22 protein-coding genes and 2 tRNA genes are annotated in these 26820 nt (G+C 55.6%); 8 read left to right on the top strand and 16 right to left on the bottom strand.

Translation table 11 applies throughout. The features are described 5' to 3' along the window. Positions 1–31: 31 nt before the first annotated feature. From RBR60_RS02625 to RBR60_RS02615, 3 genes are all read right to left on the bottom strand, one after another. Positions 32–1549, bottom strand: coding sequence for a methyl-accepting chemotaxis protein (locus RBR60_RS02625; RefSeq protein WP_320354219.1), 1518 nt, complete (start codon positions 1547–1549; stop codon positions 32–34). Positions 1550–1660: 111 nt separating this feature from the next. Continuing rightward, entirely contained in the window at positions 1661–5770 is a 4110-nt protein-coding gene (locus RBR60_RS02620; RefSeq protein WP_320354218.1) for a hypothetical protein, read from the bottom strand. Positions 5771–5790: 20 nt separating this feature from the next. Further along, positions 5791–6384 (bottom strand): hypothetical protein, encoded by a 594-nt coding sequence (locus RBR60_RS02615; protein ID WP_320354216.1) that lies wholly within the window; start codon positions 6382–6384, stop codon positions 5791–5793. A gap of 266 nt (positions 6385–6650) precedes the next feature. On the opposite strand from RBR60_RS02615, the gene RBR60_RS02610 reads away from it, so the two are divergent. From RBR60_RS02610 to RBR60_RS02585, 6 genes are all read left to right on the top strand, one after another. After that, positions 6651–8267, top strand: a complete 1617-nt coding sequence (locus tag RBR60_RS02610; RefSeq protein WP_320354214.1) for a hydantoinase/oxoprolinase family protein — start codon at positions 6651–6653, stop codon at positions 8265–8267. A 106-nt stretch (positions 8268–8373) separates the two neighbouring features. Then, on the top strand, positions 8374–9723 hold the full coding sequence (locus tag RBR60_RS02605; RefSeq protein ID WP_320354213.1) for a sigma-54 interaction domain-containing protein: 1350 nt from the start codon (positions 8374–8376) through the stop codon (positions 9721–9723). Positions 9724–9940: 217 nt separating this feature from the next. Then, a complete protein-coding gene (locus RBR60_RS02600) occupies positions 9941–10210 on the top strand; it encodes a glutaredoxin family protein (protein ID WP_320354211.1) in 270 nt (89 codons plus the stop codon). Positions 10211–10212: 2 nt separating this feature from the next. Further along, positions 10213–10542: a ferredoxin-thioredoxin reductase catalytic domain-containing protein gene (locus RBR60_RS02595; RefSeq protein WP_320354342.1), complete on the top strand. Its 330-nt coding sequence runs from the start codon at positions 10213–10215 to the stop codon at positions 10540–10542. A 209-nt stretch (positions 10543–10751) separates the two neighbouring features. Continuing rightward, positions 10752–12002, top strand: a complete 1251-nt coding sequence (locus RBR60_RS02590) for a hypothetical protein (protein WP_320354209.1) — start codon at positions 10752–10754, stop codon at positions 12000–12002. Positions 12003–12102: 100 nt separating this feature from the next. Continuing rightward, positions 12103–12717, top strand: coding sequence for an SGNH/GDSL hydrolase family protein (locus RBR60_RS02585; protein WP_320354208.1), 615 nt, complete (start codon positions 12103–12105; stop codon positions 12715–12717). A gap of 86 nt (positions 12718–12803) precedes the next feature. Here RBR60_RS02585 and RBR60_RS02580 read toward each other — a convergent pair. From RBR60_RS02580 to mnmG, 13 genes are all read right to left on the bottom strand, one after another. Then, positions 12804–12890: transfer RNA gene (locus RBR60_RS02580), tRNA-Leu, on the bottom strand. Positions 12891–12928: 38 nt separating this feature from the next. Then, on the bottom strand, positions 12929–13603 hold the full coding sequence (locus tag RBR60_RS02575) for an L-threonylcarbamoyladenylate synthase (protein ID WP_320354206.1): 675 nt from the start codon (positions 13601–13603) through the stop codon (positions 12929–12931). Continuing rightward, positions 13593–15359, bottom strand: coding sequence for a phosphoribosylamine--glycine ligase (gene purD, locus RBR60_RS02570; protein WP_320354205.1), 1767 nt, complete (start codon positions 15357–15359; stop codon positions 13593–13595). The genes RBR60_RS02575 and purD overlap by 11 nt, the downstream gene beginning before the upstream one ends. 171 nt (positions 15360–15530) lie before the next feature. Further along, a complete protein-coding gene (locus RBR60_RS02565; protein WP_320354203.1) occupies positions 15531–16475 on the bottom strand; it encodes a D-alanine--D-alanine ligase in 945 nt (314 codons plus the stop codon). Then, entirely contained in the window at positions 16472–17104 is a 633-nt protein-coding gene (locus RBR60_RS02560) for a hypothetical protein (RefSeq protein WP_320354202.1), read from the bottom strand. Before RBR60_RS02560 ends, RBR60_RS02565 begins: the two co-directional genes overlap by 4 nt. Next, positions 17101–17493 carry a DUF1992 domain-containing protein gene (locus RBR60_RS02555; RefSeq protein WP_320354201.1) on the bottom strand — a complete coding sequence of 131 codons (393 nt, stop codon included), beginning with the start codon at positions 17491–17493 and terminating at the stop codon, positions 17101–17103. Before RBR60_RS02555 ends, RBR60_RS02560 begins: the two co-directional genes overlap by 4 nt. Positions 17494–17659: 166 nt before the next feature. Continuing rightward, positions 17660–17736: transfer RNA gene (locus RBR60_RS02550), tRNA-Met, on the bottom strand. 93 nt (positions 17737–17829) lie between these two features. Further along, positions 17830–20112, bottom strand: coding sequence for a DUF3426 domain-containing protein (locus RBR60_RS02545; RefSeq protein WP_320354199.1), 2283 nt, complete (start codon positions 20110–20112; stop codon positions 17830–17832). 15 nt (positions 20113–20127) lie between these two features. Beyond that, on the bottom strand, positions 20128–20646 hold the full coding sequence (gene hpt, locus RBR60_RS02540; protein WP_320354198.1) for a hypoxanthine phosphoribosyltransferase: 519 nt from the start codon (positions 20644–20646) through the stop codon (positions 20128–20130). 139 nt (positions 20647–20785) lie between these two features. Continuing rightward, a complete protein-coding gene (locus RBR60_RS02535; RefSeq protein ID WP_320354197.1) occupies positions 20786–21676 on the bottom strand; it encodes a J domain-containing protein in 891 nt (296 codons plus the stop codon). 150 nt (positions 21677–21826) lie between these two features. After that, the gene (locus tag RBR60_RS02530) at positions 21827–22630 is read right to left on the bottom strand and encodes an ABC transporter permease (RefSeq protein ID WP_320354195.1); all 804 of its coding nucleotides are present in this window, start codon (positions 22628–22630) and stop codon (positions 21827–21829) included. Between the two features lie 11 nt (positions 22631–22641). After that, complete coding sequence (locus RBR60_RS02525; protein WP_320354194.1) at positions 22642–23247, bottom strand: ATP-binding cassette domain-containing protein; 606 nt, start codon at positions 23245–23247, stop codon at positions 22642–22644. Positions 23248–23313: 66 nt separating this feature from the next. Then, positions 23314–25209 carry a tRNA uridine-5-carboxymethylaminomethyl(34) synthesis enzyme MnmG gene (gene mnmG / locus RBR60_RS02520; RefSeq protein ID WP_320354192.1) on the bottom strand — a complete coding sequence of 632 codons (1896 nt, stop codon included), beginning with the start codon at positions 25207–25209 and terminating at the stop codon, positions 23314–23316. A gap of 135 nt (positions 25210–25344) precedes the next feature. Here mnmG and RBR60_RS02515 point away from each other — a divergent pair, with 135 nt between their 5' ends. After that, positions 25345–26271 carry a TIGR01212 family radical SAM protein gene (locus RBR60_RS02515; protein WP_320354190.1) on the top strand — a complete coding sequence of 309 codons (927 nt, stop codon included), beginning with the start codon at positions 25345–25347 and terminating at the stop codon, positions 26269–26271. 133 nt (positions 26272–26404) lie between these two features. Further along, positions 26405–26818, top strand: a complete 414-nt coding sequence (locus RBR60_RS02510; RefSeq protein WP_320354189.1) for a rhodanese-like domain-containing protein — start codon at positions 26405–26407, stop codon at positions 26816–26818. Positions 26819–26820: the final 2 nt, after the last annotated feature.

Below are 26820 nucleotides of genomic sequence, written 5' to 3'. Positions count from 1 at the left end.
TGGCTTGCGGTCTCGCCTGCGGAGGAGGTTTTCAGGAGGTGACAAGGGTATTGAGAGCCTTGGAAATATGGCTGAGTTCTGCGGCCCGGGTATCCACGGTTCTGCCATTGTCCGCAAGTTTGCGGCTGGTTTCCCGGACTTCCCGGATGTTTTCCGTGATGGCAGCGGCGTTGTGGGCGTTTTGGGTGACACGGGTGGTGACTTCCTGGATCCCGGCCGTGGCCTGGGTAATGTGTCGGGCGATTTCCTGCATGGTCACGGATTGCTCTTCCACAGCGGAAGCAATGGAAGCCACCCCTTCGTTGGCCTGGTTCACCACCGTGGAAATGGCGGAGATATCACCGATGCTGGTCTGGGTGGCGCTCTGGATTTCTTCGATCTGTCGCCGGATATCCAGGGTGGCTTCGGCCGTCTGGCGGGCGAGGTTTTTGATCTCATTGGCCACGACGGCAAAACCCTTGCCCGCATCTCCGGCGCGGGCGGCTTCAATGGTGGCGTTCAGGGCCAGAAGATTGGTCTGCTCGGAAATTTCCGTAATCACTTCTGTGATGCGGCCAATGGCTGCGGCGCCCTGGCCCAGCACCCGGATTTTTTCCGTGGACAGGGTGGCTTTCTGGACGGCTTCATGGGTGATGCGGCTGGCGTTCTGGGTGCTGTGGGCGATCTCCTGGATGGTGGCGGTCATTTCCTCCACAGCAGAAGCAATGGAGTTGAGGTTGTTTGTGGCCTGATCCATGGCCGCGGCCACCCCCTGGATGTTCCGGCGCATGGTGTCCGTGGCTTGGGTGACGGTTTCCGATTTGGTGAAAAGGGCTTCGGTATCCTTTGCCGTTTCTCCGGAGATTTCCTTGAGGGTTGCGGCGGACTGCCCGAGGTGGCCGGATTTCTCCCCCATAGCAGCAAAGAGAAGTTCAAGCTTTCGGCTTTGCTCCCCAATGCGGATCTTGTCCTTAAGACCTGTCCAGTACCATCTGTGGTTGGAGCGGGTCACCATGATGAGCATGGCAAAGAAAAAGAGGATAAAGGCGGAAAAGGCAAGGGAAACGGATTCTCCGTGCATCAGTCCCCAGAGGATGTTGGGCCCGATGACCAGGAGGGTGAAGACAAAAGCCACAGAGAGCCTGGGAGACATGGAAGAGCTGGCCCCGGCGCCAAGGCCGCAGACGGAAAGCACCACAAGAAGAGAGACCCACTCAAGGCCGTAGTGCTGAAGGGATACAAAGGCTGTGAGTCCCCAGAAAAAAGCGATGCTGTAATTCCCGAGAAGAAACAGGCGATGCCAGAAAAGGGGCGCATCATCATAGTTTTGTTCGGTTTTTCTGGCCACAAAAAAGCGCAGGGGGGTGATGATCAGTACGGCGGCGCAGAGGGTCCAGAAAAAAAGGGGAAGGTCCTTACTGAAGGGGGTCAGAAAATAAAAGAGCAGCAGGCCCATGGGATAGGCGGCAATGGAAGAGCGGGACCTTGCCGCCAGCTCAAGGTCCGCTTCTTTCCGATGGGTTTTCACGAACAGGGTGTGGTCAGAGGCGGCTTCTGTGGACGATGACATTTTTTCCTCCTGATTTATGCTTCAGATCTTGAATGCCGCCTTATTGCAAAATCCGCATACCAGGGCAAGGATTTTTATTGAACGTTTATCGAATAAGCCTCCTGTAAATGTTCAGGATATTGCAGGGTCGGGCCTGTCCGCCTTTGGGGCTGGATCTGAGACCTGGGATTGGGGAAGATCCAGGCGCAGTCCCGTATCTTCCGGTCTGGTTTTTGTTTTTCCCTGCCAGGCAACACCGGTGAGCAGGGCCCGCCAGGCCCAGGGTGCCCAGGAGAGAACCCGGGCCGCCAGCCAGAGGGCCCAGGCGAACATGAAAATCCGCCAGAAAGAAAGGGGCAGAAGCCACACTCCCGCCCCAGGAGGGGCGCCGTTGCTGCGGTCTGCGGTCCAGCGCAGGAGGTGCGGTGAGGAACCGTTGCCTGCGATCTGCATGTCCGGCACGCCGAGGAGCCCGTTCCGGACAGCGGCCAGGAGGATAAGCCCCATGGTGAAAAGGAGGATACAAAGGCCGCATTGCAGGAGATTGTGCGCCTTTCCCAGGTTCTGGGTCTGGGTGCTGCGCCAGTGAAGAAGAAAGAATCCTGCAACGACAATGAGGATGGCCAGGGGCGAGAGGGGCGCAAGGCCAAGACCGAGAAGGATCCAATCCCGGGTGCGCAGGGGAGAAAGCCTGACTTTGAGGGCGAAAAGAAGGCTTCCCGCAAGAACCAGGAGAACCCATCCCCAGATGCGTACCCCAGGTCCCAGCAGAGGCCCATAGGTCCAGAGGAGCCATTGTCCGGGATCCAGGTGCATTTCCTGAAGAATGTTGACCGTGGGCATATCCAGGTTAAGGGTGGGCATGCGGATGCGCTGGGGGGAAAAAGCATTTCTGGCCTGGGGAAGCTCCCATACCGCAATAAGGGTATGCGAACCCGGAGTGAGGGAAAGGAGCAGGGGCTCGTTTTCTCTGGGCAGGGGCTGGATTTCTCCATTGATGCGAAGTTCCTGGAGAACGCCCTTTTCAGGGCCTGTGATGGGATGCTGCAGGGCTTTGCCGGAGCGTATGCTGGCCTCAATAACGAGACGTCTGCGCTCTTTACCTGCGTCCAGCTTGATCAGAAGCTTTTCTGTGGTGAGAATGGGACCCGGCGCAGGGGGGATTGCGGGAAAAAGAATATCCAGATGCTGTCCGGGAAGGGGTTGCCAGAGAAGGCCCCGACCCGTAGTCCTGGGAGGGGCCGTGTCCCCAGAAAAGCGTAAGGCCCGGTCCGTATCCCCGAGGATTTCCCAGGATTCCCCGAAATCCAGGGTCTGGGCCATCTGGAGACGGAGGTTGTCCTTTTCCGGCAGACGGCTTTCCCAGGAAAGGTTTTGTCCAAAGGGAGGGATGGGGACCTCCACATGACCATCCCGGATGGTCAGCCCTTCCCGGAGTATGGTTTCTCCGGGCAGCAGGGGGATGCGGACATGGCCGCTGCCTTTTCCCGGATAGGCCCTGGATAAAGAGGTGTGGACCTCCCACTCCCGGCCCCTGTGGATGCTTCGATGGACCCGGACAAAGGGCAGAATGTCCGGTTCTTCGGCGACAAGATCCGGAGGGCTTTCTCCGGCGGGGGTGAAGGTCAGCATATCCCGGATGCGGCCGTCACCGGAAAGCCCCTCCACTCGCCAGCCTGGTGCTTGGAGGCTGAGGCTGTCCGGAGGGGCGGGAAAGTTTACACGGAAACGGCCTCTGGGAAGATCGCCTGTCATGCGTAGCCTGTGTATACCCGGTTTGAGAACAACAAGGCTGCGTCCATGCCAGCGAAGCACAGAAGGATTTTCTCCGTTGAGGGCAAAGGTGGGAGTGGGCAGGGAAGGATCCGTTTCCGGAAGGGCAAAGGCCAGGGGGCTTCCTGCATGGAGTTCCAGTTCCAGGATAAAGGCGGGCTTGCGGGTGTCCGGGCTGTCCAGGGTGAGGATGGCGGGGCCGCTTCGACCGCAGTGGGGGTGGCAGGCGGGGCGGGTGGTAATTTTTTCTTTAAGCTCCCTGAGGAGATATTCAGGTGGAAAATCCGCCTGGGCCTTGCCGAGGGCAAGGGGGGAAAGGAAAAAGAGGGCGGGGAGTATGGCTGCGGCCCTGCGCAGGGGAGGAGCCGTATAAGGGAAACCTGCGGCCAGACGGGCCAGAACCAGCGCCGCAAAGGCCACACGGAAAAAGGCGGCCAGGGAGGCGGCCAAGGGAGGGATCAGAAGCAGGGTGAGGCTGTGGGAAGGGCCTGCAAAGCCTGTTTGTATGGGGATGCTTCGCCATTGCCAGTCCGGAATCCCGGGACCTGTCTGGGTGACCGGGGGAAGCTTGGGTCTGTCTTCGGGCGCCATGGCGGCCAGAGGCACGGCATCCATGGATTTGGCGCTTCGCAGGATTCTGGGAGGGGCGCTTTCCGGATGTTCCAGGGATTCGGCCCCAAGGAAGGGCTCCGTGAAAGCGGGGGAATGGGGATCCCAGGAGCTTCTTCTTTCAAGGCGTTCCAGCTGGGGATAGAGGGCCGTTCGGATCTGCTCCGCAGCATAGGGCAGGGCTGCGAGAACGGCTGCAAGGAGAAGGAAAAGGTGCAGGCCGGAAAGGATTGCCAGGGCCCAGGGGTGGGGTCTGCGTGCGCTGAAGTATTTACCGAGAGCTGCGGTGGCAGCCAGGAAAAACCAGTAGGGCAGGGGCAGGGGAAAGCTGTGGTGGAAAAAGGCGATGGCGATGGCAAAGGCAAGCCCCCAGCGGATTCCCCAGATTTTCAGGGCAGCACCGGAAAGAAGAACAAGGAAAAAGAAATCGAGGAGGGTCCATCGGGAAAAAAGGCTGTTCTGATCCGCCGTTCTGCCTCCCTGGATGGTGGCCAGGTGCCAGCCTGGGGGCAGGTGCAGGGTGATATCCTGATTTTCCAGGGTGGCTTGCCAGCCCAAGGGTAGTTTTTTGCCGGAAACGGGCTGGTCCATGCGGCTGATGGCAGTAAGGGAGAGGGGGCCTGGGGGCAGGGCGATGCCCTGCAGCTGTTCATGCAGGGTGATGAGGCGATCCTGGCCGAGATAGGTGATGCGTCCGGGCAGAAGGGGGCCTGCGGCTTCCATACCCAGATAGCGGCGGGAGTGGAGAAGGCCTGTGATCTGATCCCGGACAGTAGCGCCCTGACCGTTGAAGTCAAGCCAGATATCCCGTTTCATGTGGAGTCTGTCTTCGGGCAGCTCAGGTCTGCTTTCCCGGATATGGAGGGAGGGGCTGGCCTGGGTGTCCATGGCGTAGGCCGCCTGGGATTTCCATTCATGGGGAAGGGAAGTCTGACGGGGATCTATGGATTTTCCACCCTGAAGTTCCGCAGCCCGGAGTTCGGGCCTGGGCACAAAAACCCAGATTTCGTCCATCTGACGGCCTGGTACAGAAAGACGCGGATCATTTCCTGAGAGAAGATGGATGAGGCGCAGGGTGAAGTTTCCGGGCTTAAGATCCACAACCAGGCCCTCGGCCATGGAAGGTTTCAGGGGGAGAGGGCTGTCCACCAGAACCAGGGCGCTGTTTTCGGGCAGGGGAATGGGAAGGGTCTCCTGGCGGGGTTCACCGGAAACGGCAAGCTGGATACGGGTTTCCATTTCCAGGGGGTGGCCGTCTTGGATTTTCCGATAAATCCGGATGCTGGTACGCCGATGTTCTGCGGCTTCGGTGTGTACGGAGGCGGGTTGTCGGAGCCAGAGTCTTCCCCGCTCATCCCGCAGCAGATTACTGAGAAGTCTGTTGTCTCTGTACACCTGGATGCGGGCGATTTCCGGAGGGAGCTGAAGGGTGTCCGGGATGCGGGGCCAGGAAAATCGGCCTTCCAGGCGGTGAGCGCCGGGCTTCAGGTATACAAGGGGAAGGTTTTTTTCCACAAGAAGAGGGTGGAGGGAGCCATTTACCCGGACGTCCCGGGGCATCAGGCCCTCATCGCCGGGAAGGGGAACCGCACTTTCGGAGAAGACTTCCCAGTCCATGGAAAAGCGGGCTCCCTGATCGTCCAGACGAAGGGTGAGGGTGTTCGGCCAGATGCAAAGGGGGGTTTCATCGGTTCCGGTCGGACAAAGACGGGTTTTGTCCTGATCCTCAACCCAGGGAATCCAGGGTTTGAGGCTCTCGGGTATGGGGCCTCCCATGGTTGCAGGGCTGGTGTGAGCAAAGAGGAGAAGTCCGAAAAAAAGGGCAAGGCAGGAAAAAAGGGGTTTGGGGACAGGTTGCATGGGGTTTTTCCTTCCTGGGTTCAGGGAGCGGGGATCTTTCCTTGAAAAAAGGCATGTCTGTGCCTGGGGCTGGCAAGGTTCAGGGAAAAGGAACGAAAGTGTCCGAAACGGTAAATCGCAGCCGGAACCACACCTGTGGCGGAAGCGGGATACTGCCAGAGAATGAGGTCTCCTGCGGGATTGGTGAAGCCTTCATCCCGTGTGTGGAGTATGCCCCGGACCTGTTCCCAGAGGGAAAGGCGCAGGGCAAGGAGTATGTCCCATCCCTGGGAAAAATTTACCTCTTCCATGGGGTGGATTTCGTAGAGAACGCGGACTTTTTTAAGATAGCGATCCAGCCATCGGGCTGCGGATACGGGACGGCCACTTCGAACCTCTTCACGGATCCGCCCTTGTCTGGCGAGACCTGCGGGGGTGGCGTCAAGGGCAACGCGGCACAGGAGCGCAAGATCTTCTCCATCGGGGTGACGGACGAGAAGGGTGCTCCAGGATGGCGGAGCGTCATCCTCGGGCAGGAGCTCCATGCCGGGAAAGGCGCTTGCAAGGTCGGCCTGGAGTTGGCCCAGGGAAGGGGTATGATTTCTGGGTGTGAGAATGCGCAGGCTGTAGGCCATGGATCTCCCTTTCTGAATTGAATCAGCATAGCATGTTTGGCCGGGTTGGCCCAAGGGAAGAAAGATTTTAAAAAGCCAGGTTTTTCCTGTCTCGTAAAGAGGCCTTACTTGTGGTATGCGAGAAGGGATGGATCGGTCAGCCAAGGGTCTTATGGAAAAGGATTCTGATTGCGCGCATCCAGCCCTGTATGCGGGCTCCACAAAACCTCTGTTCATTGCAAGATCAATATCTTATCTGCGATTTACTTTATATGGATGGCAAGGAAATGACAAATTACGGCATTGGCATGGATACGGGCGGCACCTATACGGATGCCGTTCTCATGGATCTTGAAACAAAGCAGGTGCTGGCCACAGCAAAAACGCCTACCACCCATCAGGATCTGCAGATCTGTCTGCGCCGGGTTCTGGAGGCCTTGCGGGAAAAGGTGGTTTTTTCTCCGGAAAAAATAGGGTGCATCGCTGTTTCCTCCACCTTGGCCACAAACAGCATTGTGGAAGGCCAGGGCGCGGATGTGGGGCTTTTTGTGATTGGCCTTGACAAGCATCTGGAGCTTCCTGTGGCGGGAATCAAGCAGGTGGAGGGCGGACACACGGTGCTGGGTGAGGAGGAAAGTCCCCTGGATGTGGAAGGACTCCTTGACGGAGTGCTGTTTTTCCGGGGCAAGGTGGATGCCTATGCGGTGATTTCCGCCATGAGTTTTGCCAATCCCGCCCATGAAAAGGTGGCAGCCAAGGCCATTTCCATGGTGGATCCCAAGCCTGTGTTCTGCTCCCATGAGGTGAGTGCGCGACCTGGCCTGGAAGCTCGTGCAGCAACAACGGTTCTTAACGCAAGACTGATGTCCAGGATGCAGGATTTTCTCCATGGAGTTCTGGACACCCTCCGGGGGTATGGCCTGGACAAGGGGCTGCGGGTGGTCCGGGGGGATGGCGGCTGCATGGATGTGGAGGGCGCTGTACAGCAGGCCGCCAGCACAGTGGCCAGCGGTCCTGCGGCGACGGCCTGGTTCGGCGCTTCGGTGGTGGAAAAGGGGGAAGCTCTGGTGGTGGATGTGGGCGGCACCACAACGGACATCACCCGCATCCGCCATGGCAGACCTCTGGTGGATACGGATGGCAGCCGTATCGGGGTCTGGGAAACCCATGTGCCTGCGGTATCCATGCACACGGTGGGCATTGGTGGAGACTCCTTTGTGCGCATGGAAAAAAAAGAACTGATGGTGGGGCCTGAGCGTGCTGTTCCGCTGTGCATGGCCGAAGGCTTTCCTCCGGAAGGCTGGATGGATGCAAGGGCCAATGCCGCCTGTCTGAGGGCTGTGCCTGAGGCCGGGACTGCGGATCCTCTCTGGGCCATACTCATGGATTATGGTCCCATGGGCATGGGCCAGCTGTGCGATGCCCTGGGGGTGCCGGAAATGGTTCTTAAAGACAGAATGGCTGCGGGACTGCGCAGGGGAAGCATACAGCGCATCGCCTTTACGCCGACGGACGCTCTCCATGCCTTGGGGCTTCTGGATTTCGGAAACCAGGAAGCCTCCCTTGTCGGCGCAGGGATTCTGGGCGAGGCCCTGGGTATGAACACAGAGCGTTTTTGCCATGAGCTGCTGGCCGATGTGGCCCGCCGCATTGAGGACGCCATTGTGGATTTTCTTGTGCGTTTGCAGACGGGCAAGGCCTTTTCCGCCTTCTGGCCGGAACGCAGGTCCCATGATATTCTGGATATCCGTTTTACCCTGAAGGGTCCTCTCGTGGGGATTGGCGCGGCTGCGGGATATCTTTTACCGGATGTGGCCCAAGCCCTGGGTGCGGAGTTGATTCTGCCGGAGCACCATGGGGTGGGCAATGCCCTGGGGGCTTTGCGTATGGCCCTGGCTCCATGATACAGCATTCCTTTCATGCGCCGTTGTGTTTTCAGGGCGGTATTTCTGCGCTTCAGAGATACCTGACGGTGTTACAGGCAAAGGTCAGAAACGAGGCAAAAGTCCCATGACCCACTCTTCAGTGGATGACATTCTGTTTTCAAAGGAAAATCTTCTCAGGGTTCTGGATAACCTGGATACGGGTATTGTGGCCCATGATACCGCTCGCAGGATTTTTGTTTTCAACCGTGAGGCGGAGCGGATTACGGGTTTTCCCAGGGAAGAGGTGATCGGCAGGGATTGTCATGAGGTTTTCGGGTCCCCCCTGTGCGGCAGCCGTTGTTCCTTCTGCGGTGATACGGTTTTTTCAGAAGACCAGCGCTCCTATCCCCTGAATCTGGTATCCCACTCCGGTGAGGTGCGTCAGGTGGAGATGAGCCTGACCGCCATGAAAAAACCCGATGGATCACTGTGGGGAGTGTTGGCCTCCATGCGGGATGTGACAGATCTTTTTGATCTGCGGCTGAAGGCTGCGGACATGGGCCGTTTTTCCGGAATTATCGGGAATGATCCCAAGATGCTTCAGATTTTTCAGCAGATCCGGGATGTGTCCCAGTACGATTTTCCCGTGCATATCACAGGGGATACGGGAACGGGCAAGGAACTTGTGGCTGCGGCCATTCACAGTGAAAGCCCCAGGTCGGAAAAGCCCTTTGTTCCCATCAATTGTGGTGCTTTGCCCGAAGGGCTCATAGAGTCTGAGCTTTTCGGGCATGTGAAGGGATCTTTTTCCGGAGCTGTGCGGGACAAGAAAGGCCGTTTTGAGCTGGCCCACGGGGGGACGGTTTTTCTTGACGAAGTGGCGGAGCTGTCCAAACATATGCAGGTTAAGTTGCTGCGCTTTCTTCAGGAAGGCTCCTTTGAGCGGGTGGGGGGTGAACAGACCCTGAAGGTGGATGTGCGCATTGTCTCTGCCACAAACAAGGATCTGAAAAAGGAAGTGCTTAAGGGCGATTTCAGGGACGATCTGTATTACCGTCTGAATGTGGTGCCCATCCGGCTTCCGGCCCTGAGGGAACGGCGCAACGACATTCCCCATCTTGTTCGTCATTTTATGGAAGAAGCGGCGCGTCAGTATCCCCACACCTCACCGCGCATTTCCAGGGAAGCCTTAGGTATGCTCATGGATTATTCCTGGCCTGGCAACGTGCGGGAACTTCAGAATGCGGTGCGTTTTGCCATTGTGAAATCCGGTGGCGGTGAGATCGGGCCTTTGGACCTTCCCCTGGAAATCCGGGGAGAGGTGGAGCTGAAATCCCGAAAAGGCCCTTCCCGGAAGCTGGATGCGGATACGGTGGCCCAGGTGCTGTTGCGAACGGATGGCAATAAGGCCAAGGCCGCCAAGCTTCTGGGGGTTGGACGGGCAACCCTGTATCGTTTTTTAAAGGATTATCCGGAACTTTATACCGGATCTTGAACCAAGGAGCCCGGACTCTGCCTTTTCCGGGAGGATCCATGTCCCCTTTTTATCAGAATCGGAGGATTGTATGGGATTTTTTTCTCGCTGGGCAGCACGGTTTTCCGGAAAGGGGCAGGCGGCTGGGTCTTTGTCCGCAGAAGAAAGGGAGGGCCAGCAGCCTCCCCGGCACCCATCCCCCCCATCAGAACCCAAACCCGCAGGAGGAGGCCCTGCCATGAAGGACGGTATGGATAAGGCACCTGAAGTGATCCTGTATTCTCTCAGTACGTGTGGTCATTGTAAATCCACCAAAAGACTTCTGGGTGCGTGCAGTGTGGAGTACCGATTTACGGATGTGGATCTTCTGGATCAGGAAGAACGCGTTCTCATTCTTGAAGAACTCCGGGCTCTGAACCCCCGGTGCTCCTTTCCCACCATCGTGATTAACGACAAGGTGATTGTGGGTTATCGGGAGGAAGAGATCAGGGAGGCCTTGGGCTTATGAGTATGGATCTTGAAAAACTCCATGACATGTTGCGAAAAACCCAGGAACCCAAAGGCTATTTTTTTTCAAAGGATAAAAGCCGGGTGATGGAACTCCTGGAGGGGCTGGTGAAGAACAAAGAGCGGTATGGCTACATGGCCTGCCCCTGCCGCCTTGCCTCCGGAAATCGGGAAAAGGATAGGGATATTCTCTGTCCTTGCATATACCGGGAACCGGACGTGGCGGAGTTCGGAAGTTGTTACTGCAATCTTTATGTTTCAAAGGACTGGAACGAAGGAAAAATTCCCGAGGTCTATGTACCGGAGCGCAGGCCTGTGGAAAAGATGTTCTGATCCTACCTGGAGCGGATGGGCTCCAGGGATGAAACGGACAAAAAAAACCGCCCGTCTCTTCTGGCCCGGAGACGGGCGGTTTTTTTATCTTGCACCCCGCAATGGGGGGCGATACAATCCGGATCACGCGCTATTATGAAAAATCTGAGGGATGTAGAGACTTTAAAATTTTTTTTAAGGGGTGAACATTCTTGGTCCGGGAGGTGGGTATGAAAAAAGTTTTGGTATTCTGGGTTCTGACAGTTCTTGTTTGCCTGTGTGTTTCCGCGTCCGCGATCGCAGGGGACGAGGAGGTCTGGCAATCCATTTTTAACAACATTCCTTCGGAAAAAGAGATCAAGAACAATGTGTGGCAGGATGGCAGGCTTTATAATGCAGATGTGAAATTCAGGGTCACCACCGTGGATGGTCAGGATGGCGTTTTCCGGGATAATGACCGGGTGACCCTCACGGTGGCGGGCAGGGGGGTTTCCCCCTTGAGCTTTGATGGTACGAAAAAAGAGCTGGAAACCTGGGCGGAAGCCAACAGAACGGCCTTGTTTAAGGCGGTGTTTGGCAATGCTCCGGACACGGCGGCCAGCGGCATGACCAGTACCCAGTCTCTGGCACAGTCAGCCTTCATGTCTTCCGCCTATATGTCACCCAACGCGATGACGGCTCAGGATGCCGCAGGTGCCGCCGCAGGCACGGCCTCTTCGGGTACGGTTTCCTTTGTGCCCGTATCCAATAAGGATATTGTGATCTCAGGCCAGCATGACCGCATGAAGATCGGTTCGGATAAGGCCACAGGATCCAGCGGCATCATGGCTTATGAATGGCGTTTTGGTGAATCCCGCAGCAGTTCTGTGGGTATTACGGTTCCGTATCGCCAGCTGGATGTGGAAGATAACCTGGATACAGAGTACAAGCATGCGGCCTTCATGCCCTTTTTCAAGAAACGCTGGTACCGCGCCAATGGAGTGACGGAATGGATGGTGAATGGTACGGTGGGGGTGACCTATCTCAAATCCAAGGTGTTTACGGATGGCGGAGGGTATCTGGAATATGGCGGCGGCACAGGCCTGCGGTACTCCCATGCGCTTTCTCCCCATGTCATTGTCAATGCAGGCCTCATGTACCAGGCGCTTAAAAAGGAAATTCCCAATGACCTGGTTCCCGAGGAGGTGCGCTGGATTTCCAATGCCCTGAACGATCTGCCCTGGGAACATAACCTGATTCCTTCGGTGGGGGGGATCGCGAACTTCATGGATGGGCGTGTGACTTTACGGGGAGAGGTTTTCCGTGTCCACCAGCTTCAGGATGATGTGGCGGATGGGTATGAGTATCAGACGGTGGTGTTTGGTATGGTGACGGTTCGTCCCTTGTCCTGGTTCAGTTTTTCCCTGGGCTATAAGGAATCCTTTGAGCTGCGCGATATCACGGATCAATCGTATATCCTGGATTTTAAAATTACCTGGTAGAGTGGCTTAAATATTTGTTTTTTTAATAAAATAAATACAAACTGAAAGCGGGCCTTCCGGTCCGCTTTTTCGCTGGCATGGGGGCTTGTGGAGACCTGGGATGAAAAACAAGGATATGGGTAAAATTGCTTTTGTGGGGGATTCCATTCTCCATGGATGGGGGGTTCGGCCGACCGCTGCATGCTGGCGGGTTTTTGAGAAGCTCACAGGGCTTGGGGTGGTTTCCCAGGGAGGGATCAATCCCATGGCGCAGCCCGGGGCCACGCTGTCGGATCTGGTGGCCAGAACTCCCTGTCATGTGGCGCGATACAGGCCGGATTTGGTTTTTGTGTCCGCAGGTGCCAATCATTATGAGGGGGATGGTCGCCTGGTCTGGCCCTATGGCATGAACGAAGAAGAGCTGATGGGCCTTTTTCTGGAGCTATTTTCGGGTCTTCATCGGGCGGGCTGCCGGTGCGTATGGCTGGGTTTTCCAGCCTTTGAGGCCTGTGGCAGTCTTCAGGAAAAACCGTTGATGCTTTCTCGTAAAGTCGAAAAAATCTGTAAGGACTTTCTTCTGGACTCCCGATTTTTTCTGGAAGAGATGCGTGCGGATGCTTCATGGGACGCCATGGGCGGTCGCTTTTATGATAACCTTGCCATGGATGTACATCCCAATGCAGAGGGCCAGCGCTTGATTGCCGAGTGTTGCGCGGATTGGATTGGGAAAATATGAAAACCAACGTGCAGAAGGGTTAACTCACGCCAAAAAAAGATCCTGAAAGCCTGTCTCTGGCCTTCAGGATCTTTAGGAATTTCAAATGGTACCGGAGGAGAGACTCGAACTCTCAAGGGCATAAGCCCGGCGGATTTTGAGTCCGCTGCGTCTACCAATTCCACCACTCCGGCATATGCGTAGGGTTATGTAGAGGAAAGCGACCTTTTTGTCAACGGCTTTGCCGTTTTCTCCCGAGCGCGTTCAGGATTTTTTCCGCGGAAACAGCCCCTTCTCTGAGAATTCGGGGAGGAGAAAGGGTCATATCCAGTACGGTGGAGCCTGCGCCGCCCTGCAGGGGGCCTGCATCCAGAATGAGATCCGCGGTCCTTCTTACGGAAGGATCCACGTCAGCCACACGGGCCGCTCCCGGTTGTCCGGAGAGGTTGGCGCTGGTGCCGGTAATGGGGCCTCCCACGGCACGGACAAGGGCGGCGGCCACGGGATGTTGTGGAATCCGGATACCAATCTTACCCGTTCCTGCGGTAAGGGAAGGGAGAAGGTGTCCCTTGGCTCTGAGGACCAGGGTGAGACCTCCTGGCCAGAATATTTCCATAAGCCGCAGGGCTTCGGAGGAAAGGTCTTCAACCTGGTTCAGGGCCGAAGCCATATCCGGAACGAGGATGAGAAGGGGTTTGATTTCCGGCCTGCCTTTGGCCTGAAAGACCCGTTGGATGGCTTCAGGATTCAGGGCATCCACCCCTATGCCGTAAAGGCAGGAGGTGGGAAAAATCACAAGCCCGCCTTCCCGAATGCAGCGGCTGGCTCTGGCCATGGAAGCCGTATCGGGAAGGCGGGAGGAGAGAATTTCCGTTGTATCTGAAAATCCGCATCTGTCAGGGAACAAGGGCCTTGGCCTTTTCTTCCACTTTGTCTGCCATTTCCTGTTTGAAAGCGGTGAGTTTGTCAGCAAGGTCTTGGTCTGCGATGGAAAGCATCTGTATGGCCAGTATGCCCGCATTGTAGGCGCCGGGCTTGCCGATGGCCACTGTGGCCACGGGAACACCGGGAGGCATCTGCACGGTGGAGAGCAAGGCATCGAGTCCCTGAAGGGCTGAGGAGTCAATGGGAACGCCAATGATGGGAAGGGTGGTGCCTGCGGCCATGGCCCCTGCCAGATGGGCCGCATGACCGGCTCCGGCAATGATGACCCCCATGCCCTTTTCTCTGGCCGTTGCGGCGAAACGGGCTGCTTTTTCCGGCGTTCTGTGGGCAGAAGCGATGGTCATTTCATAGGGAACATCAAATTTTTTGAGAACGGCAACCACTTCCATCATAACGGGAAGATCGGAGTCGCTTCCCATGACAATGCCCACCCGGGGCGCACGGCTGTCCTTTTCAATGGCCTTCATGGCAATATCCTTTCGGTAGTGACAGTTGTTGAATGAAATATCAGAAACGGCACAGTAAGTCTGCTCCCTTGCTTCCTGTACCGTATTCCCCAGAGCCGTGACTCCCAGCACCCTGCCGCCGTTTGTGACAACATGGGCCTCATTTCTGGCCGTACCCGCATGGAAAACCATCGTATCCGGATGACTTCCCGCCTTTTCAAGGCCGGAAAGAATGTCACCCTTGGCGTACACCCCCGGATATCCGCCTGCTGCCATCACCACGCAGACCGCAACCCTGGGATCCACCTTCAGGACAGCAGCATCCAGCCGTTCATCCACCACAGCTTCCATGAGATCCACAAGGTCGGACTGGATGCGCATCATGAGGGGCTGGGTTTCCGGATCACCGAAGCGGGCATTGAATTCCAGCACCCGGATCTGATCTTTATGGATCATGAGGCCCGCATAGAGAACCCCCTTGAAGGGGCGGCCCTCCCTGGCCATGGCCTTTACCGCAGGCTCCATCACCTCTTTCATGATTTTGCGCTGCATGAAAAGGTCCACCACAGGTGCCGGAGAATAGGCTCCCATGCCGCCGGTGTTGGGACCCTTGTCTCCGTCAGAAACGGCCTTGTGATCCTGGGAAGAGGGTAGGGGCAGGACGGTTCTGCCGTCTGTGAGGGCGATGAAGGAGGCTTCCTCTCCGTCAAGTCTTTCCTCCACAAGGATAGTGGCTCCGGCATCGCCAAAGGTTTTGTCCCCCAGCATGCTCTGAATCGCGCCTCTGGCTTCTTCCAGGCTGTGGCAGACGATCACCCCCTTGCCTGCGGCCAGACCATCGGCCTTGACCACCACCTGCCCTCCGAGGGCTTCGGAAAAGGCCAGGGCCTGGTCCATGTCCTTGAAACTCTGCCCCTTTGCTGTGGGGATGCCATAGCGTTGCATGATATCCTTGGCAAAGGCTTTGGAGGCTTCCAGCTCGGCCGCCTTGGCTGAAGGTCCGAAAATTTTCAGGCCCTTTGCGGAAAAAAGATCCACAATGCCCGCAGCCAGAGGGACTTCAGGCCCGACAACGGTGAGATCGATTTTCTTTTCCAGGGCAAAGGCCAGAAGATCTTCCAGGGCATCCGCAGCAATGGCGACGCATTGGGCTAAAGTTGCAATTCCCGGATTTCCCGGTGCGCAGAAAACATTCCTCACCCTGGGGCTCTGACGGATTTTCCAGACCAGGGCATGCTCCCGGCCGCCGCTTCCAATGACAAGTATGTTCATGGCTTCTCCTTGTGCAGGGCTTCTTATCTCCCTGTCTGCCTGTGGATGGATGGCGCAAAGACACAAAAGGTGATGGCGATGCCTGGGGCCTTGTAAAAAAAAGCCCTGGCTTTCACCAGAGCGAAGTTTCTTATGAATAAGGACATGGGACCAGGTTTTTCTACGGGGGTGTCAACCCTGTAAGCGCCCCTTTTTTAACCGCAATTGGATGAGGCCGTCAATCAATTTCGGAAAAGGAATGCCCGCCGTTCTTGCGGCAAGGGGTAAAAGGCTGGTTTTCGTCATGCCGGGCAGGGTGTTGGTTTCAAGAATATAGAGCTCCTCATCCCGCAGAATGAAGTCTGAGCGGCTGTAGCCTTCGCAGTAAAGACTTTTGTGAGCCAGCACGGCGGCTTTCTGTACTTTCAGGGCCGTATCCGGAGGGATAGGGGCAGGGCAGATTTCTTCCGTGGCTCCGGGGGTGTATTTTGCCGTGTAGTCAAAAAAAGCAAATTCTTTTCCGGGTCGGATTTCGATAACGGGCAGGGCTTCCACAGGATCATCCCCCCACACGGCGCAGGTCAGCTCCCTGCCCCGGATATAAGGCTCCGCAAGGCCCTGGGGCCCGCAGGAAAGGCAGAGTTCGCAGGCTTTGAGAATATCCTTTTTTTCATGGACAATACTCATGCCAAGGCTGGAGCCCCCATGGGCGGGTTTGATGACCAGGGGAAGTCCGATTTTTTCTGAAAGCAGGGCTTCGAGTTCCGGCGTAAAGCGATCAAAGGTTTCCCAACGAGGGGTGAGAAGACCTTTGGAAAAGAAGATTTCCTTGGCCGCCAGCTTGTTGCAGGCAAGGGCGCTGCCCAGAACACCGGAGCCCTGATAGGGGATATGGAGAAGATCCAGAAGGCCCTGGAGTCTGCCGTCTTCCCCGTTTTCTCCATGCACCACAAGAAAGGCAAAGTCGATGGCATGCCTGTCTGTGATAAGGCGGGGAATGTCCGAAGCGGCGTCGTAGCGGGTGATGATGTAGGCCTCCGGATTCAGGGCGGCTTCTACGGCCGCAGCACCGGAGAGGGCCACTTCCCGTTCATTGGATGTACCGCCTGTGATAAGGGCCAGTCTTATTTTTTTCATAGGGACCTGGCTTTCCTTTCGTTTTCCGGTATGTGGGGTGTGATATCCACAAGGGGCGTTTTGCCGCAACCGACTTCCGGGAGCGCTGACGGTTGAGCGTGACGGAAAATCTCTTGCTTGGCAAGTTCATACTCTTCTCGTGTAATCAGCCCCTTTTCCAGCATGCGGCCGAGCTCTGTCAGATCCCTCACCCGCAGGTTTTCCGGTGCTTCCAGCTGGAGAACAGCATGGGCATCAAAGGAGGGGGGCGCAGGGCCGATTTTTTTGGCTCCCATGCGAAGGGCTGCAAAGCCGCCCAGGAGACTGATTTCCACGTTTCTTCCGGAAAATTCGGGTAAGCTCAGAATTTCCTTAAGCCTGCGTTGCTCATGGCGCATGCGGCGGAGAAAATAGTAGCCAGTGACAAAAATGGCGATCAGGCCAGCCACAAAAATCCAGGTCATGTAATGCACAATGCCCCGGAAAAAGAGTACAAGAAGACCAATGGCGGCGATCAGAAGCACATTCAGCAGTACAATGCCATAGGCAAGGAAAACACTACTGGCAAGGCCTTCGGTGGGCAGGGGCTCACGTTTGGGTCTTGGATTGTATTTTGGGTGGGATTCTTTTTTCTTGCGTCTGAATTTCATGGGATTCCATCTGTATTTTCAGGATTTTGGTTTTCAAGGCGTTCCAGAATCTGCGGCAGGTAGTATTCGGGCATTTCCCGATCCAGCCGCGCGGGTTGCAGGATGTTCAGTTTTCGGATCATGACATTGAGTTTTGTAAGGATTTTTTGCTTGTTTGCAATCTCTGGAACGGCTTCCAGAAGTTCTCGGGTCGAATGAATTTCTTTTCTGAGTTCCAGTTCCGGGGGGAGAAAGTCGGCGGATTTGAGCATGCGATAAGCCATACGGAGATCTTCGGGGATAGGAATGTCTTCGGGGGGAAGGGGCGCACCGGATCCGGGCAGGTTGGAAAAAAGCCCGCGTTTCTGGGCTTCCAGGATTTTTTCTTCGGCGATTTTATCAAAAAGCATGCCTTGTCCTCAGGAATTCGGGTTTTCCCTGGGAGTGGCCCCAAGGAAACACTGATCTTATAAAATCATGGGGCGCTTGGCAACTGATCTTCCATCCGACTTTTCTGGCAGAACGGTAAGGATATAAAAAAAGCCCCCTGGATTTCCAGGAGGCTTATTTGGTCGTTGGTGGCGATGCAGGGACTTGAACCCCGGACACTGCGGATATGAGCCGCATGCTCTAACCAGCTGAGCTACATCGCCGGATTGTCCGGAAGCGACCCAGACAAACGGAAGCTTTATTAACAAGGACGCTTCATAAGGTCAACTGAATTTTTCAAAACCCCTTTCTTTTTTTCAGGGCTGCAGAACGGGTGAGGATCGGAGTACATCAATTTCAAAACCTGAAAGCCCTTGGGGAAGGTCGGAGAAGACAAACATGAAAGGAATCTCCTTTCCCTGGACGATGTTTTCATTGATCGCCCGGTCTCCGCTCTTTTTGCCAAGTTCTTTTTCAATGGCCGCCATGGGCATGCGGATCAGCTCCATTTCCGGAAGCGTGTTTCCGGCATAGACCATACGGGTGGCGGCAGGCGATTCTCCGGTGAAAAGCCTGGCTCTCAGATGGATGTGGTGCCTGGTATGGGGATAGTCATTGCGGACCTTGCCCGAAATGATCAGCAATCTTCCCGCGCTTTCATGATTCACAAAGCTGTGACCAACGGCAAGGGTATGAATTCTGAGATTCCCTGGATCCTGTACTTCCGGAACTGCGGTTCTGGATGGGGGGGGACCGATGAAAGGAAGGGAAATCTGGTTTTTCTGCAGATAGAGAATGCCTCCGAAAATACCCGCGCCCATAAGCAAAAGCAGAAGGAGAATGAGCAGAATGAAACGGAGCGATTGGGATTTTTTGAGGTTTTGCCCCAGGAGTTCCTGGGAAGGCTTTTCCTCCTCGCCCGAATCCGCATCGGGTTTTTCCGGGGAAGCAATGATCGCATGGGCCAGGGAAGGTTGGGGTTTTTCGCTGGGGGTTGGGGGCTTGGTTTCTCCCAGGTCCAGGTCCAGTTCAAAATCATCGGAGGGTTTTTCTTGTCCTGAGGAAGCGGTGTCCAGCTCAAGACGGAAATCCTTGGAAGCGGATTTTCCCTGGAGGTCATGGTCGTCCATATCCAGTTGGAGATCAAAGTCATCCAGGGTTTTTTCAGACGCAGGTGCGGCCGGAGCGGATTCAAAATCCAGGTCCAGATCCAGATCTTCCAGAAAATCCTTTTGCTTGGAGGCATCGCCTTCAAGGTCCAGATGGAGATCCAGGTCCAGGTCTTCGGAAGAAGCGGATTGGGGTTCTTTGAAGTCAAGGTCAAAGTCGAGATCAAGGCTGAAATCGTCTGTGGAGTCTTTTTGGGGTTTTTCTTCATCCAGGCTGAAGTCGAGTTCAAGCTCTTCCGTGCGGGTGGAGGTCTCCGTATCCGGTGTTTCGTCGAGATCAAAGGAGAGGTCTAAGTCATCAGAGACTTCTTTTTTCGGAACGGGGTCTTCATCCAGGCTGAAGTCGAGTTCAAGCTCTTCCGTGTGGGTGGAGGTCTCCGTATCCGGTGTTTCGTCGAGATCAAAGGAGAGGTCTAAGTCATCAGAGACTTCTTTTTTCGGAACGGGGTCTTCATCCAGGCTGAAGTCGAGCTCAAGCTCTTTCGTGCGGGTGGAGGTCTCCGTATCCGGTGGTTCGTCGAGATCAAAGGAGAGGTCTAAGTCATCAGAGACTTCTTTTTTCGGAACGGGGTCTTCATCCAGGCTGAAGTCGAGCTCAAGCTCTTCCGTGCGGGTGGAGGTCTCCGTATCCGGTGTTTCGTCGAGATCAAAGGAGAGGTCTAAGTCATCAGAGACTTCTTTTTTCGGAACGGGGTCTTCATCCAGGCTGAAGTCGAGTTCAAGCTCTTCCGTGCGGGTGGAGGTCTCCGTATCCGGTGTTTCGTCGAGATCAAAGGAGAGGTCTAAGTCATCAGAGACTTCTTTTTTCGGAATAGGGTCTTCGTCCAGGTGGAAGTCCAGTTCAAAATTCTGGTCAGGGGCCTGTTTCAGGTCAAGGTCCAGGTCTTCTAAGGATGCCCTGGCTCCTGTTTTTTCCGCTTCTGACATAAAATCGGGGTCGAAACCTTCTTCCAGGGCCCTGCTGTCTTCGGGCGGGGTTTTCAGAACGGAGTCCAGATCAAAATCCTCAAGAACAGGTTCTTCTCTGGAAGTTCTATGCTCAGAGGAGGTGGGTTCTTCTTCGCCTTGAGTGGTTTTTGCCGGGCGTATGTCGTCAAGGTCCAGTGCGGGAATATCGGGATTGGGGCTGAGGTCCTCCGGGGGCGTCGTAAGCACAGGCAGGGGCGGAAGATCCGGCAGGGCGAAGGGAGAAAAAGAAGATGCGGACTCTGAGACGTCTTTTGCTTCTGGGGGCTTGTGGGCATCTTCCAGGTGCGGGACGTCGTCTTGCTGGGTGTCCTGGGAAACAGGTTGTGGAGCTTCAGGTTCGGATTCCCTGAAAGCCGTGAAAACATGACGGCATCGGGCGCAGCGAACCTTGGTGCCGGTGGGCTGGATATAATGATCGTCAAGTCGGAATCGGGCGGCGCAGGCCTCGCACGTGATGATCATAAAAGCATCCTCTCCTTAGGATTTTAAATGGTAGATGGCCGGCAGGTGACGGTAATTTTCTGCATAATCAATGCCGTATCCGACAATAAAGCCGTCCTGAATGGTGTGACAGACATAATCCACATGAATATTCTTCTGACGGCGTTCATGTTTGTCCAAAAGGGCGCATATTTTTACGCTTGCAGCGCCGCGATTTTCAATGTGTTTAACAAGATGGGAAAGGGTGAGCCCCGTATCCACGATGTCTTCCACAAGGACCACGTGGGCGTTCACAAGATCAAGGTCCACATCCTTGGTGATACGCACATGGCCTGACGAGATCTGATTCTTGCCGTAACTGGAGGCGCAGATGAAATCCACGGTGCAGGGAACGGAGAGCTGGCGGACAAGGTCTGCAAGAAAAATGAAAGCGCCTTTGAGCACGCCGATCATGATCAGGGGTTTGCCTTGGTGATCTTCAGAAATTTGTCTGGCAACGGCCTGGATTCGGGCATGAATTTGTTCTTCGGAAAGTACGGGAATAAGTTCGGTCATAAAAAAAGGCAGTCCTCGCGGGCATTTGGCAGTCTTTGGAATCTTTTTAAATATAGAAACATAAAAAAAATATCCGGTATCCGGAAGAAAGTCAACCGGTGTACCGGATGAAGGCGGGTTTTGGAGACAGAAACAAGGCTTACAGGCCTTTATCTTTGAGTTTTTTCAGCAGATCTTTCTGTTCTTCCGTCAGCTCTCTGGGAAGGGAGATGAGAATCTGTACGTAAAGATCCCCCTTTTTTTCAGGCTCCTGCATCTTGGGAAGCCCTCGGCCTGGGATACGCATGCGGGTTTTGTGCTGGGTTCCCGGAGCAATCCGGATTTCAAGCTCCTTGCCATCCAGGGTGGGAACGCGGATCTGGGTACCCAGCATAGCCTCACTGAGACGGAGGCTGTGATCCATGAAAAGATCGTGTTCCTCATGGCGGAAAAGGGAGTGGGGTACCAGACGACACTGAATATAAAGGTCGCCCGGAGGCCCTCCGTAGGGGCTGGGATCTCCCTTGCCGGAAAGCCGGATTTTTTTACCCGGTAAGAGGCCTTTGGGAATGCGCACCTGGAGCTGTTCCGTTTGTCCCTGTATGGAAAAACCGATGGTCTTCTGCGCTCCTTCGGCGATTTCCCTGAGGGTCAGGGGCAATTCATAGACCCTGTCTCGTCCTTTGGCCGGAGCATGATGAAAGCGGGCGCTTCCCCGGGGGCCTCCACTGAAGAAGGCGCCGAAACCGGAGCCACCAAAACCGAACTCCCTGAAAATATCAGAAAAATCGAAATTCCTGAAAATATCCTCCTGGGAATAGCGCTGCTGGAAACCTGCGGAACCGTAGGTGTCGTACTGCTGGCGCTTTTCTTTGTCACTGAGTACGGCATAGGCTTCGCTGATTTTTTTGAAGGTGGCTTCGGCTTCGGCATTGCCGGGATTTTTATCCGGATGGTACTGCACGGCAAGCTTGCGGTATGCTTTTTTGATTTCTTCCGGACTGGCTTTGCGGTCCACGCCGAGAATATCGTAGTAATCCGTGTTGCTCATAGAACCTCTCTGGATTTTCCGCCCTGAAACCATGGGGGAAAAGGATTGTTGGACGCAGAAAATATAGGTGCCCCTGGAACACTGTCAAGAATTGGCATGGATTTTGATTTTGTCACGATGCAATGGCCTCACCATTGGAGCATGGAGGTCTCATCCGCCGCGCCCAGTCCTTCGCAGCCTGTCCAGCCGCAGGCGGTGTCTTTTGTCCGAAAGTCTGCCTGCCCCCGCATTCACGGCAAAGATGGTTCCGAATCCTGCTCCCCCTGCAATGAGGAACATGATGAGGATCTGGTATTTCACCGCTTCCATGGGGGGCGTGCCCGCAAGGATCTGGCCTGTCATCATGCCCGGAAGGCTGACAATGCCTGCGACACTCATGGCGTTGATGATGGGGATCAGGCCGCTGCGGATGCTGTCTCTTCGGATATCGGCTACGGATTCGGAAAAGGTCTGGCCCAGCATGAGTCGGGTTTCAATGATGGCTTTTTTTTCCCAGAGTGTCTGGGTGAGACGATCCAGGCCGATGGCAATGCCGTTCATGGTATTGCCAAGGATCATGCCCAGGAGGGGAATGGCATACTGGGGCTCGTACCAGGGATCGTTGCGGATAATGGCCATCAGGGCGAAAAGGGTGATGATGAAAGAGGATATGCACATGGCGGAAGCGCCGATGCCAAAACTCCAGGGTCCTGTAAAGCGATACTTCTGACGGCCCATGACCTCCCAGCCTGCTGTGAAGACCATGAAAAGGGCCATCAGGGCGATCAGGCCTGGATGAACCAGATTGAAGATGAACTTCAGTACAAAGCCCAGAAGGGAAAGCTGCACCACAGTGCGTGTGGCCGCGATGAGAAGCTGGCGGCCAATGCCAAGGCGCAGGAGAAGGGAGAGACCCGCGTTGATGAAAATGAGAAGGGCGGCCAGCGCCAGATCCAGGGGGCTGAGCAGTACCATGGAAGACTCCTTTAATGAAGCACCTTTCCCTTGAGGGAGAGGTATCCGTTTTCCAGATGGTAGAGGGTGTGACAGACCCGATTCAGCTGTTCGGGATCATGGCTGATCCAGAGCAGGGCCGCTTGTTCTTTTTTCTGAAAATCCAGGATCAGGGTTTCGGCGGCCCTGGCGCTTTTGGGATCGAGGTTGGCTGTGGGTTCATCCAGAAGCAGCACCCTGGGTCGGTTTTCGAGGATACGCAAAAGGGAGAGGCGTTGTTTTTCACCGCTGGAAAGGCGATGAATCTCCCAGGCAGCCACCTCCGGGCCTAAGCCCAGAACCTGGGCCGCCTTTTCCGGAAAGCCGCCGGGGAAATGGGCGGCAACGGTATGAAACCACCACTGACTTTCCGCAGGCAGGAGGGCCACTCGCCTGCGCCACTGGGGAGCTGGAATCTGGTCATGGGAAAGCTCTTCAAGCCAGAGTCGGCCGGAAAAGGGCTCCATGTCCGCCAGAGCGCGTAAAAGGATGGTTTTGCCTGTTCCGGAAGGACCGGAAATGCCCGCGCATTCTCCTTCTTTTACGGAAAAGGAGAGGGGGCCGATATGATGGATCCGGAGGTTTTCGGCACGGAACATGGGGCCTCAGCGATCGCCGGTATAAAACGGTCCTTTGGCGGCGATGGGGTTAGGGGTGTGTTGTTTTTAAGGCCTTGAGGGCGGGCCTGTCTCATTTTCCCGGTTTTTTTTCAGGGCCACACGGATCAGCGCCAGTGCGGCGGGTGTGATGCCTTCCATGCGGGAGGCCTGCCCCAGGGTGCGGGGTCGGATTCTGAGAAGTTTGGCCGCAAGCTCGTTGGAGAGTCCGGGGAGTCCCTCATAGGAGAAGTCCTCTGGAATCCGGATTTTTTCAAGATCCCGGAAGCGCTCCACCTCCTGCATCTGCCTTTGGATATAACCTTCATATTTGATGGCGATTTCCACCTGTCGCTTCACCCGATCCTCCACGGGGGCGTCCGGTGGGCAGAGGGTCTGGATGCAGGTATAGTCCATTTCCGCCCTTTTGAGGAGCTGATCGAGGGGCACGCCGTTTTTAATCAAGGGAGATCCTGCGGCTTCAAGGATGGGGTTCGCATGGGCCGGGCCGATGTGGATGCTGCGGATACGTTGGATTTCAAGGCTTGTTCTGCGCAGATACTCGCGGACCCGTTCCACGGCAATTTTGTCCACAAGGCCCAGGGCATGGCCTTTTTCCGCAAGGCGGAGGTCCGCATTGTCCTCCCGGAGCAGCAGGCGGTATTCGGCTCTGGAGGTGAACATGCGGTAAGGTTCCCGGGTGCCCCGGGTGACGAGATCATCCACCATGACGGACATATAGGCCTCGGAGCGATCCGGCAGAAAGGGGGGGCGGTTCTGCACCTTGCATGCGGCGTTGATGCCAGCCCATAGACCTTGTGCTGCGGCTTCCTCGTATCCGGATGTGCCGTTGATCTGGCCTGCCAGAAAAAGACCGGAGATGGTTTTGGTTTCGAGTGTGGGTTTCAGTTGCAAGGGATCCACAAAGTCGTATTCAATGGCATAGCCCGGTCGGATGATTTCAGCCTCCTCAAGTCCTGCAACGGAGCGGACAAAGGGAATCTGCACATCCATGGGCAGGCTGTTGCCCAGACCGCTGGCATAGATTTCATCGGTATCAAGGCCTTCGGGCTCGAGAATCACCTGATGGGTTTCCCTTTCCGGAAACTTCACAGCCTTGTCTTCAAAAGAGGGGCAGTACCGGGCAGAAACCCCCTGAATCACACCGGAATAAAGGGGGGATCGATCCAGGTTGGCCAGTACGATCTCACGGTTTTTCGGGGATGTTCGGCCAATGAAGCTGGGCAACTGGGGCAGGCTGGAGGGTTTTGTGGAAGAAAAGGAAAAGGGTTTTGGATCCGCATCCGCCGTATGAGGTTCGAACTTTGAAAAATCGATGGAGCTTTTTTTCAGCCTCGGAGGGGTGCCGGTTTTCATGCGCCCGAGGGAAAGGCCCAGAGACCGCAGGCTTGCCGCCAGGCCGTAGGCGGCAAATTCTCCGGCCCGCCCGGCTTCCATGGATTTGAGTCCGATGTGTACCCTGCCCGACAAAAAGGTACCTGTGGCCAGCACCACGCAGGAGGCCTTGTAGGTAAAGCCCGTGTGATCCAGAACGCCCCGGATATGTCCATCTTCCACAAGGAGTTCTTCAATGAGGGCCTGGCGCAGATCCAGATTCCTGCACTGCTCCACCACCTGCTTCATGGCCCTGTGGTAGCGGTTTTTGTCATTCTGGGTGCGGGAAGACCAGACCGCAGGCCCTTTCTTGGTATTCAGGGTTTTATACTGTATGGCGGTTTTATCCGTTATTTTAGCCATTTCTCCGCCAAGGGCATCCACCTCCTTAACCAGATGTCCCTTGGCCGTTCCTCCGATGGAAGGGCTGCAGGGCATGGATGCCAGTTTGTCGAGGTCGATGGCGAAAAGGCAGGTGCTGCATCCCATGCGGGCTGCGGCCAGGGCGGCTTCGCAGCCCGCATGACCGGCACCAATGACAAGGATATCATAGCTTGGCGTATGGAGCATGGTTTTACGATCTTCTCCCCTGGGCTGTACGAGCGATCCATATTGGGGTACATTCAGAATTTTTTTAAAGCTGTACCCGAAAAACATAAAAGTATAAGGCCCTGTTCTTGTCCGGGTCAAGGGAGTGTTTGTGGAATGCGTCAGAACCATGATCGTTTTTATGACCTGAACGCCTTTTTGCGGGGTCATTTCGGAGAACGGGTGCAGAAGATCAGTGTGGATGCGGGCATGACCTGCCCCAACCGGGATGGCCTTCTGGGCGTGGGAGGGTGCGTGTATTGTAATCCCAAGGGGTCCGGGACAGGAGCCGCAAGGGAGGGACGGTCTGTCACCGAGCAGATTCTGGAGGGAAAGCGCAACATGGGCAGGCGCTACAAGGCCAGGAAATTCATGGCCTATTTCCAGAGTTATACCAATACCTATGCGCCCCTGGATCGACTGAAAGCCCTCTGGGATGAGGCCCTGGCTGTGGAAGGGGTGGTGGGCCTTTCCATCGGCACCAGACCGGATTGCGTGAACGAAGCCATCCTTGATCTTCTTCAAAGCTACGTGCAGAGGGGCGTTCTGGTCTGGATCGAGTATGGCCTGCAGAGCGTGCATGATGAAACCTTGAAAAGAATCGGCAGAGGCCATGATTTTGCCGCCTTTGAAAGGGCCGTGGCCCTGACCCGGGGGCGGGGGATTTTCATCTGCGCCCATGTGATTCTGGGGCTTCCCGGAGAAGACCTTGAAAAAATGCGGGAAACGGCAAGACGGCTTGGGGCCATGGGCATTGACGGAGTGAAGATCCACCTCCTCTACGTGGTCAGAGGGACGCCCCTGGAAGAGTTCTACCGCAGGGGGGAATACCAGTGTATGGAGGAAGCGCTGTATGTGAGGGCGGTCTGTGATTTTCTGGAGCTTTTGCCCCCTCGCATGGTGATCCAGCGCCTCACCGGAGACCCCCATGAAGAGGAACTGGTGGCCCCACTCTGGGCCATGGAAAAGGAAGAAACCCGCAAGCGCATCCTGGCGCTTCTGGAAGAAAGGGATACCCGACAGGGAAGCCGTTTTGGGGTCTGATGGTCTGTTTTTTGCTATGTTGTGGGCATAGTTGGGGTTTTTCCCGTTTACCGGACAAGGGCCGGGCATGAAGAGTTTCGGTATGCGGAGAAAATACCTGTTCCGGAAACATCAGGAAAAAGAAAGGTTTCCCATGGCAGACCGAGAGCTGTTGTCCCAAAGGGAGTTTTTGTCCATCGGAGATGTGCTGCGAGAGATGGACATTGATTTTATCGTGGCCGGTGAGTACGGGATCACGGTGGATGAGGCAGCCAGGTTCATCCATCATCCCCACTTTATTTTCCTCGACGTAAGGACCCAGGAAGAGCGGGACCACCTGACCTTTCCCTTTTCCCTGCACATTCCCCTGAATGCTTTGCCGGATCGGGTGGATGAGGTGCCCAGGGATAAATTCATCATCACCTTTTGTCTTTCGGGATTCCGTGCGGCCATGGGCTATGCTTTCTTGCGTACCCAGGGATTTGATGAGGTCAAAGCCCTGAAGGGTCGATTGGATGAGCTGGCCGGAGCCATGAAGCCGGAGCGTTTTTACAGGCTGCTGCCCTGAGT

Origin of the sequence: Desulfobotulus sp. (genome assembly GCF_034006065.1) — a bacterium.
Taxonomy (GTDB): Bacteria; Desulfobacterota; Desulfobacteria; order Desulfobacterales; family ASO4-4; genus Desulfobotulus.
The sequence above is the reverse complement of the archived record's forward strand: the minus strand, read 5'-3'. Positions and strand labels throughout refer to the sequence as shown.

Bases quoted from the DNA above. Each gene is read 5' to 3' on its own strand.
- RBR60_RS02625 (WP_320354219.1), bottom strand. From the start codon at position 1,549: ATGTCATCGTCCACAGAAGCCGCCTCTGACCACACCCTGTTCGTGAAA.
- RBR60_RS02620 (WP_320354218.1), bottom strand. From the start codon at position 5,770: ATGCAACCTGTCCCCAAACCCCTTTTTTCCTGCCTTGCCCTTTTTTTC.
- RBR60_RS02615 (WP_320354216.1), bottom strand. From the start codon at position 6,384: ATGGCCTACAGCCTGCGCATTCTCACACCCAGAAATCATACCCCTTCC.
- RBR60_RS02610 (WP_320354214.1), top strand. From the start codon at position 6,651: ATGACAAATTACGGCATTGGCATGGATACGGGCGGCACCTATACGGAT.
- RBR60_RS02605 (WP_320354213.1), top strand. From the start codon at position 8,374: ATGACCCACTCTTCAGTGGATGACATTCTGTTTTCAAAGGAAAATCTT.
- RBR60_RS02600 (WP_320354211.1), top strand. From the start codon at position 9,941: ATGAAGGACGGTATGGATAAGGCACCTGAAGTGATCCTGTATTCTCTC.
- RBR60_RS02595 (WP_320354342.1), top strand. From the start codon at position 10,213: ATGGATCTTGAAAAACTCCATGACATGTTGCGAAAAACCCAGGAACCC.
- RBR60_RS02590 (WP_320354209.1), top strand. From the start codon at position 10,752: ATGAAAAAAGTTTTGGTATTCTGGGTTCTGACAGTTCTTGTTTGCCTG.
- RBR60_RS02585 (WP_320354208.1), top strand. From the start codon at position 12,103: ATGAAAAACAAGGATATGGGTAAAATTGCTTTTGTGGGGGATTCCATT.
- purD (WP_320354205.1), bottom strand. From the start codon at position 15,359: ATGAACATACTTGTCATTGGAAGCGGCGGCCGGGAGCATGCCCTGGTC.
- RBR60_RS02565 (WP_320354203.1), bottom strand. From the start codon at position 16,475: ATGAAAAAAATAAGACTGGCCCTTATCACAGGCGGTACATCCAATGAA.
- RBR60_RS02560 (WP_320354202.1), bottom strand. From the start codon at position 17,104: ATGAAATTCAGACGCAAGAAAAAAGAATCCCACCCAAAATACAATCCA.
- RBR60_RS02555 (WP_320354201.1), bottom strand. From the start codon at position 17,493: ATGCTTTTTGATAAAATCGCCGAAGAAAAAATCCTGGAAGCCCAGAAA.
- RBR60_RS02545 (WP_320354199.1), bottom strand. From the start codon at position 20,112: ATGATCATCACGTGCGAGGCCTGCGCCGCCCGATTCCGACTTGACGAT.
- hpt (WP_320354198.1), bottom strand. From the start codon at position 20,646: ATGACCGAACTTATTCCCGTACTTTCCGAAGAACAAATTCATGCCCGA.
- RBR60_RS02535 (WP_320354197.1), bottom strand. From the start codon at position 21,676: ATGAGCAACACGGATTACTACGATATTCTCGGCGTGGACCGCAAAGCC.
- RBR60_RS02530 (WP_320354195.1), bottom strand. From the start codon at position 22,630: ATGGTACTGCTCAGCCCCCTGGATCTGGCGCTGGCCGCCCTTCTCATT.
- RBR60_RS02525 (WP_320354194.1), bottom strand. From the start codon at position 23,247: ATGTTCCGTGCCGAAAACCTCCGGATCCATCATATCGGCCCCCTCTCC.
- mnmG (WP_320354192.1), bottom strand. From the start codon at position 25,209: ATGCTCCATACGCCAAGCTATGATATCCTTGTCATTGGTGCCGGTCAT.
- RBR60_RS02515 (WP_320354190.1), top strand. From the start codon at position 25,345: ATGCGTCAGAACCATGATCGTTTTTATGACCTGAACGCCTTTTTGCGG.
- RBR60_RS02510 (WP_320354189.1), top strand. From the start codon at position 26,405: ATGGCAGACCGAGAGCTGTTGTCCCAAAGGGAGTTTTTGTCCATCGGA.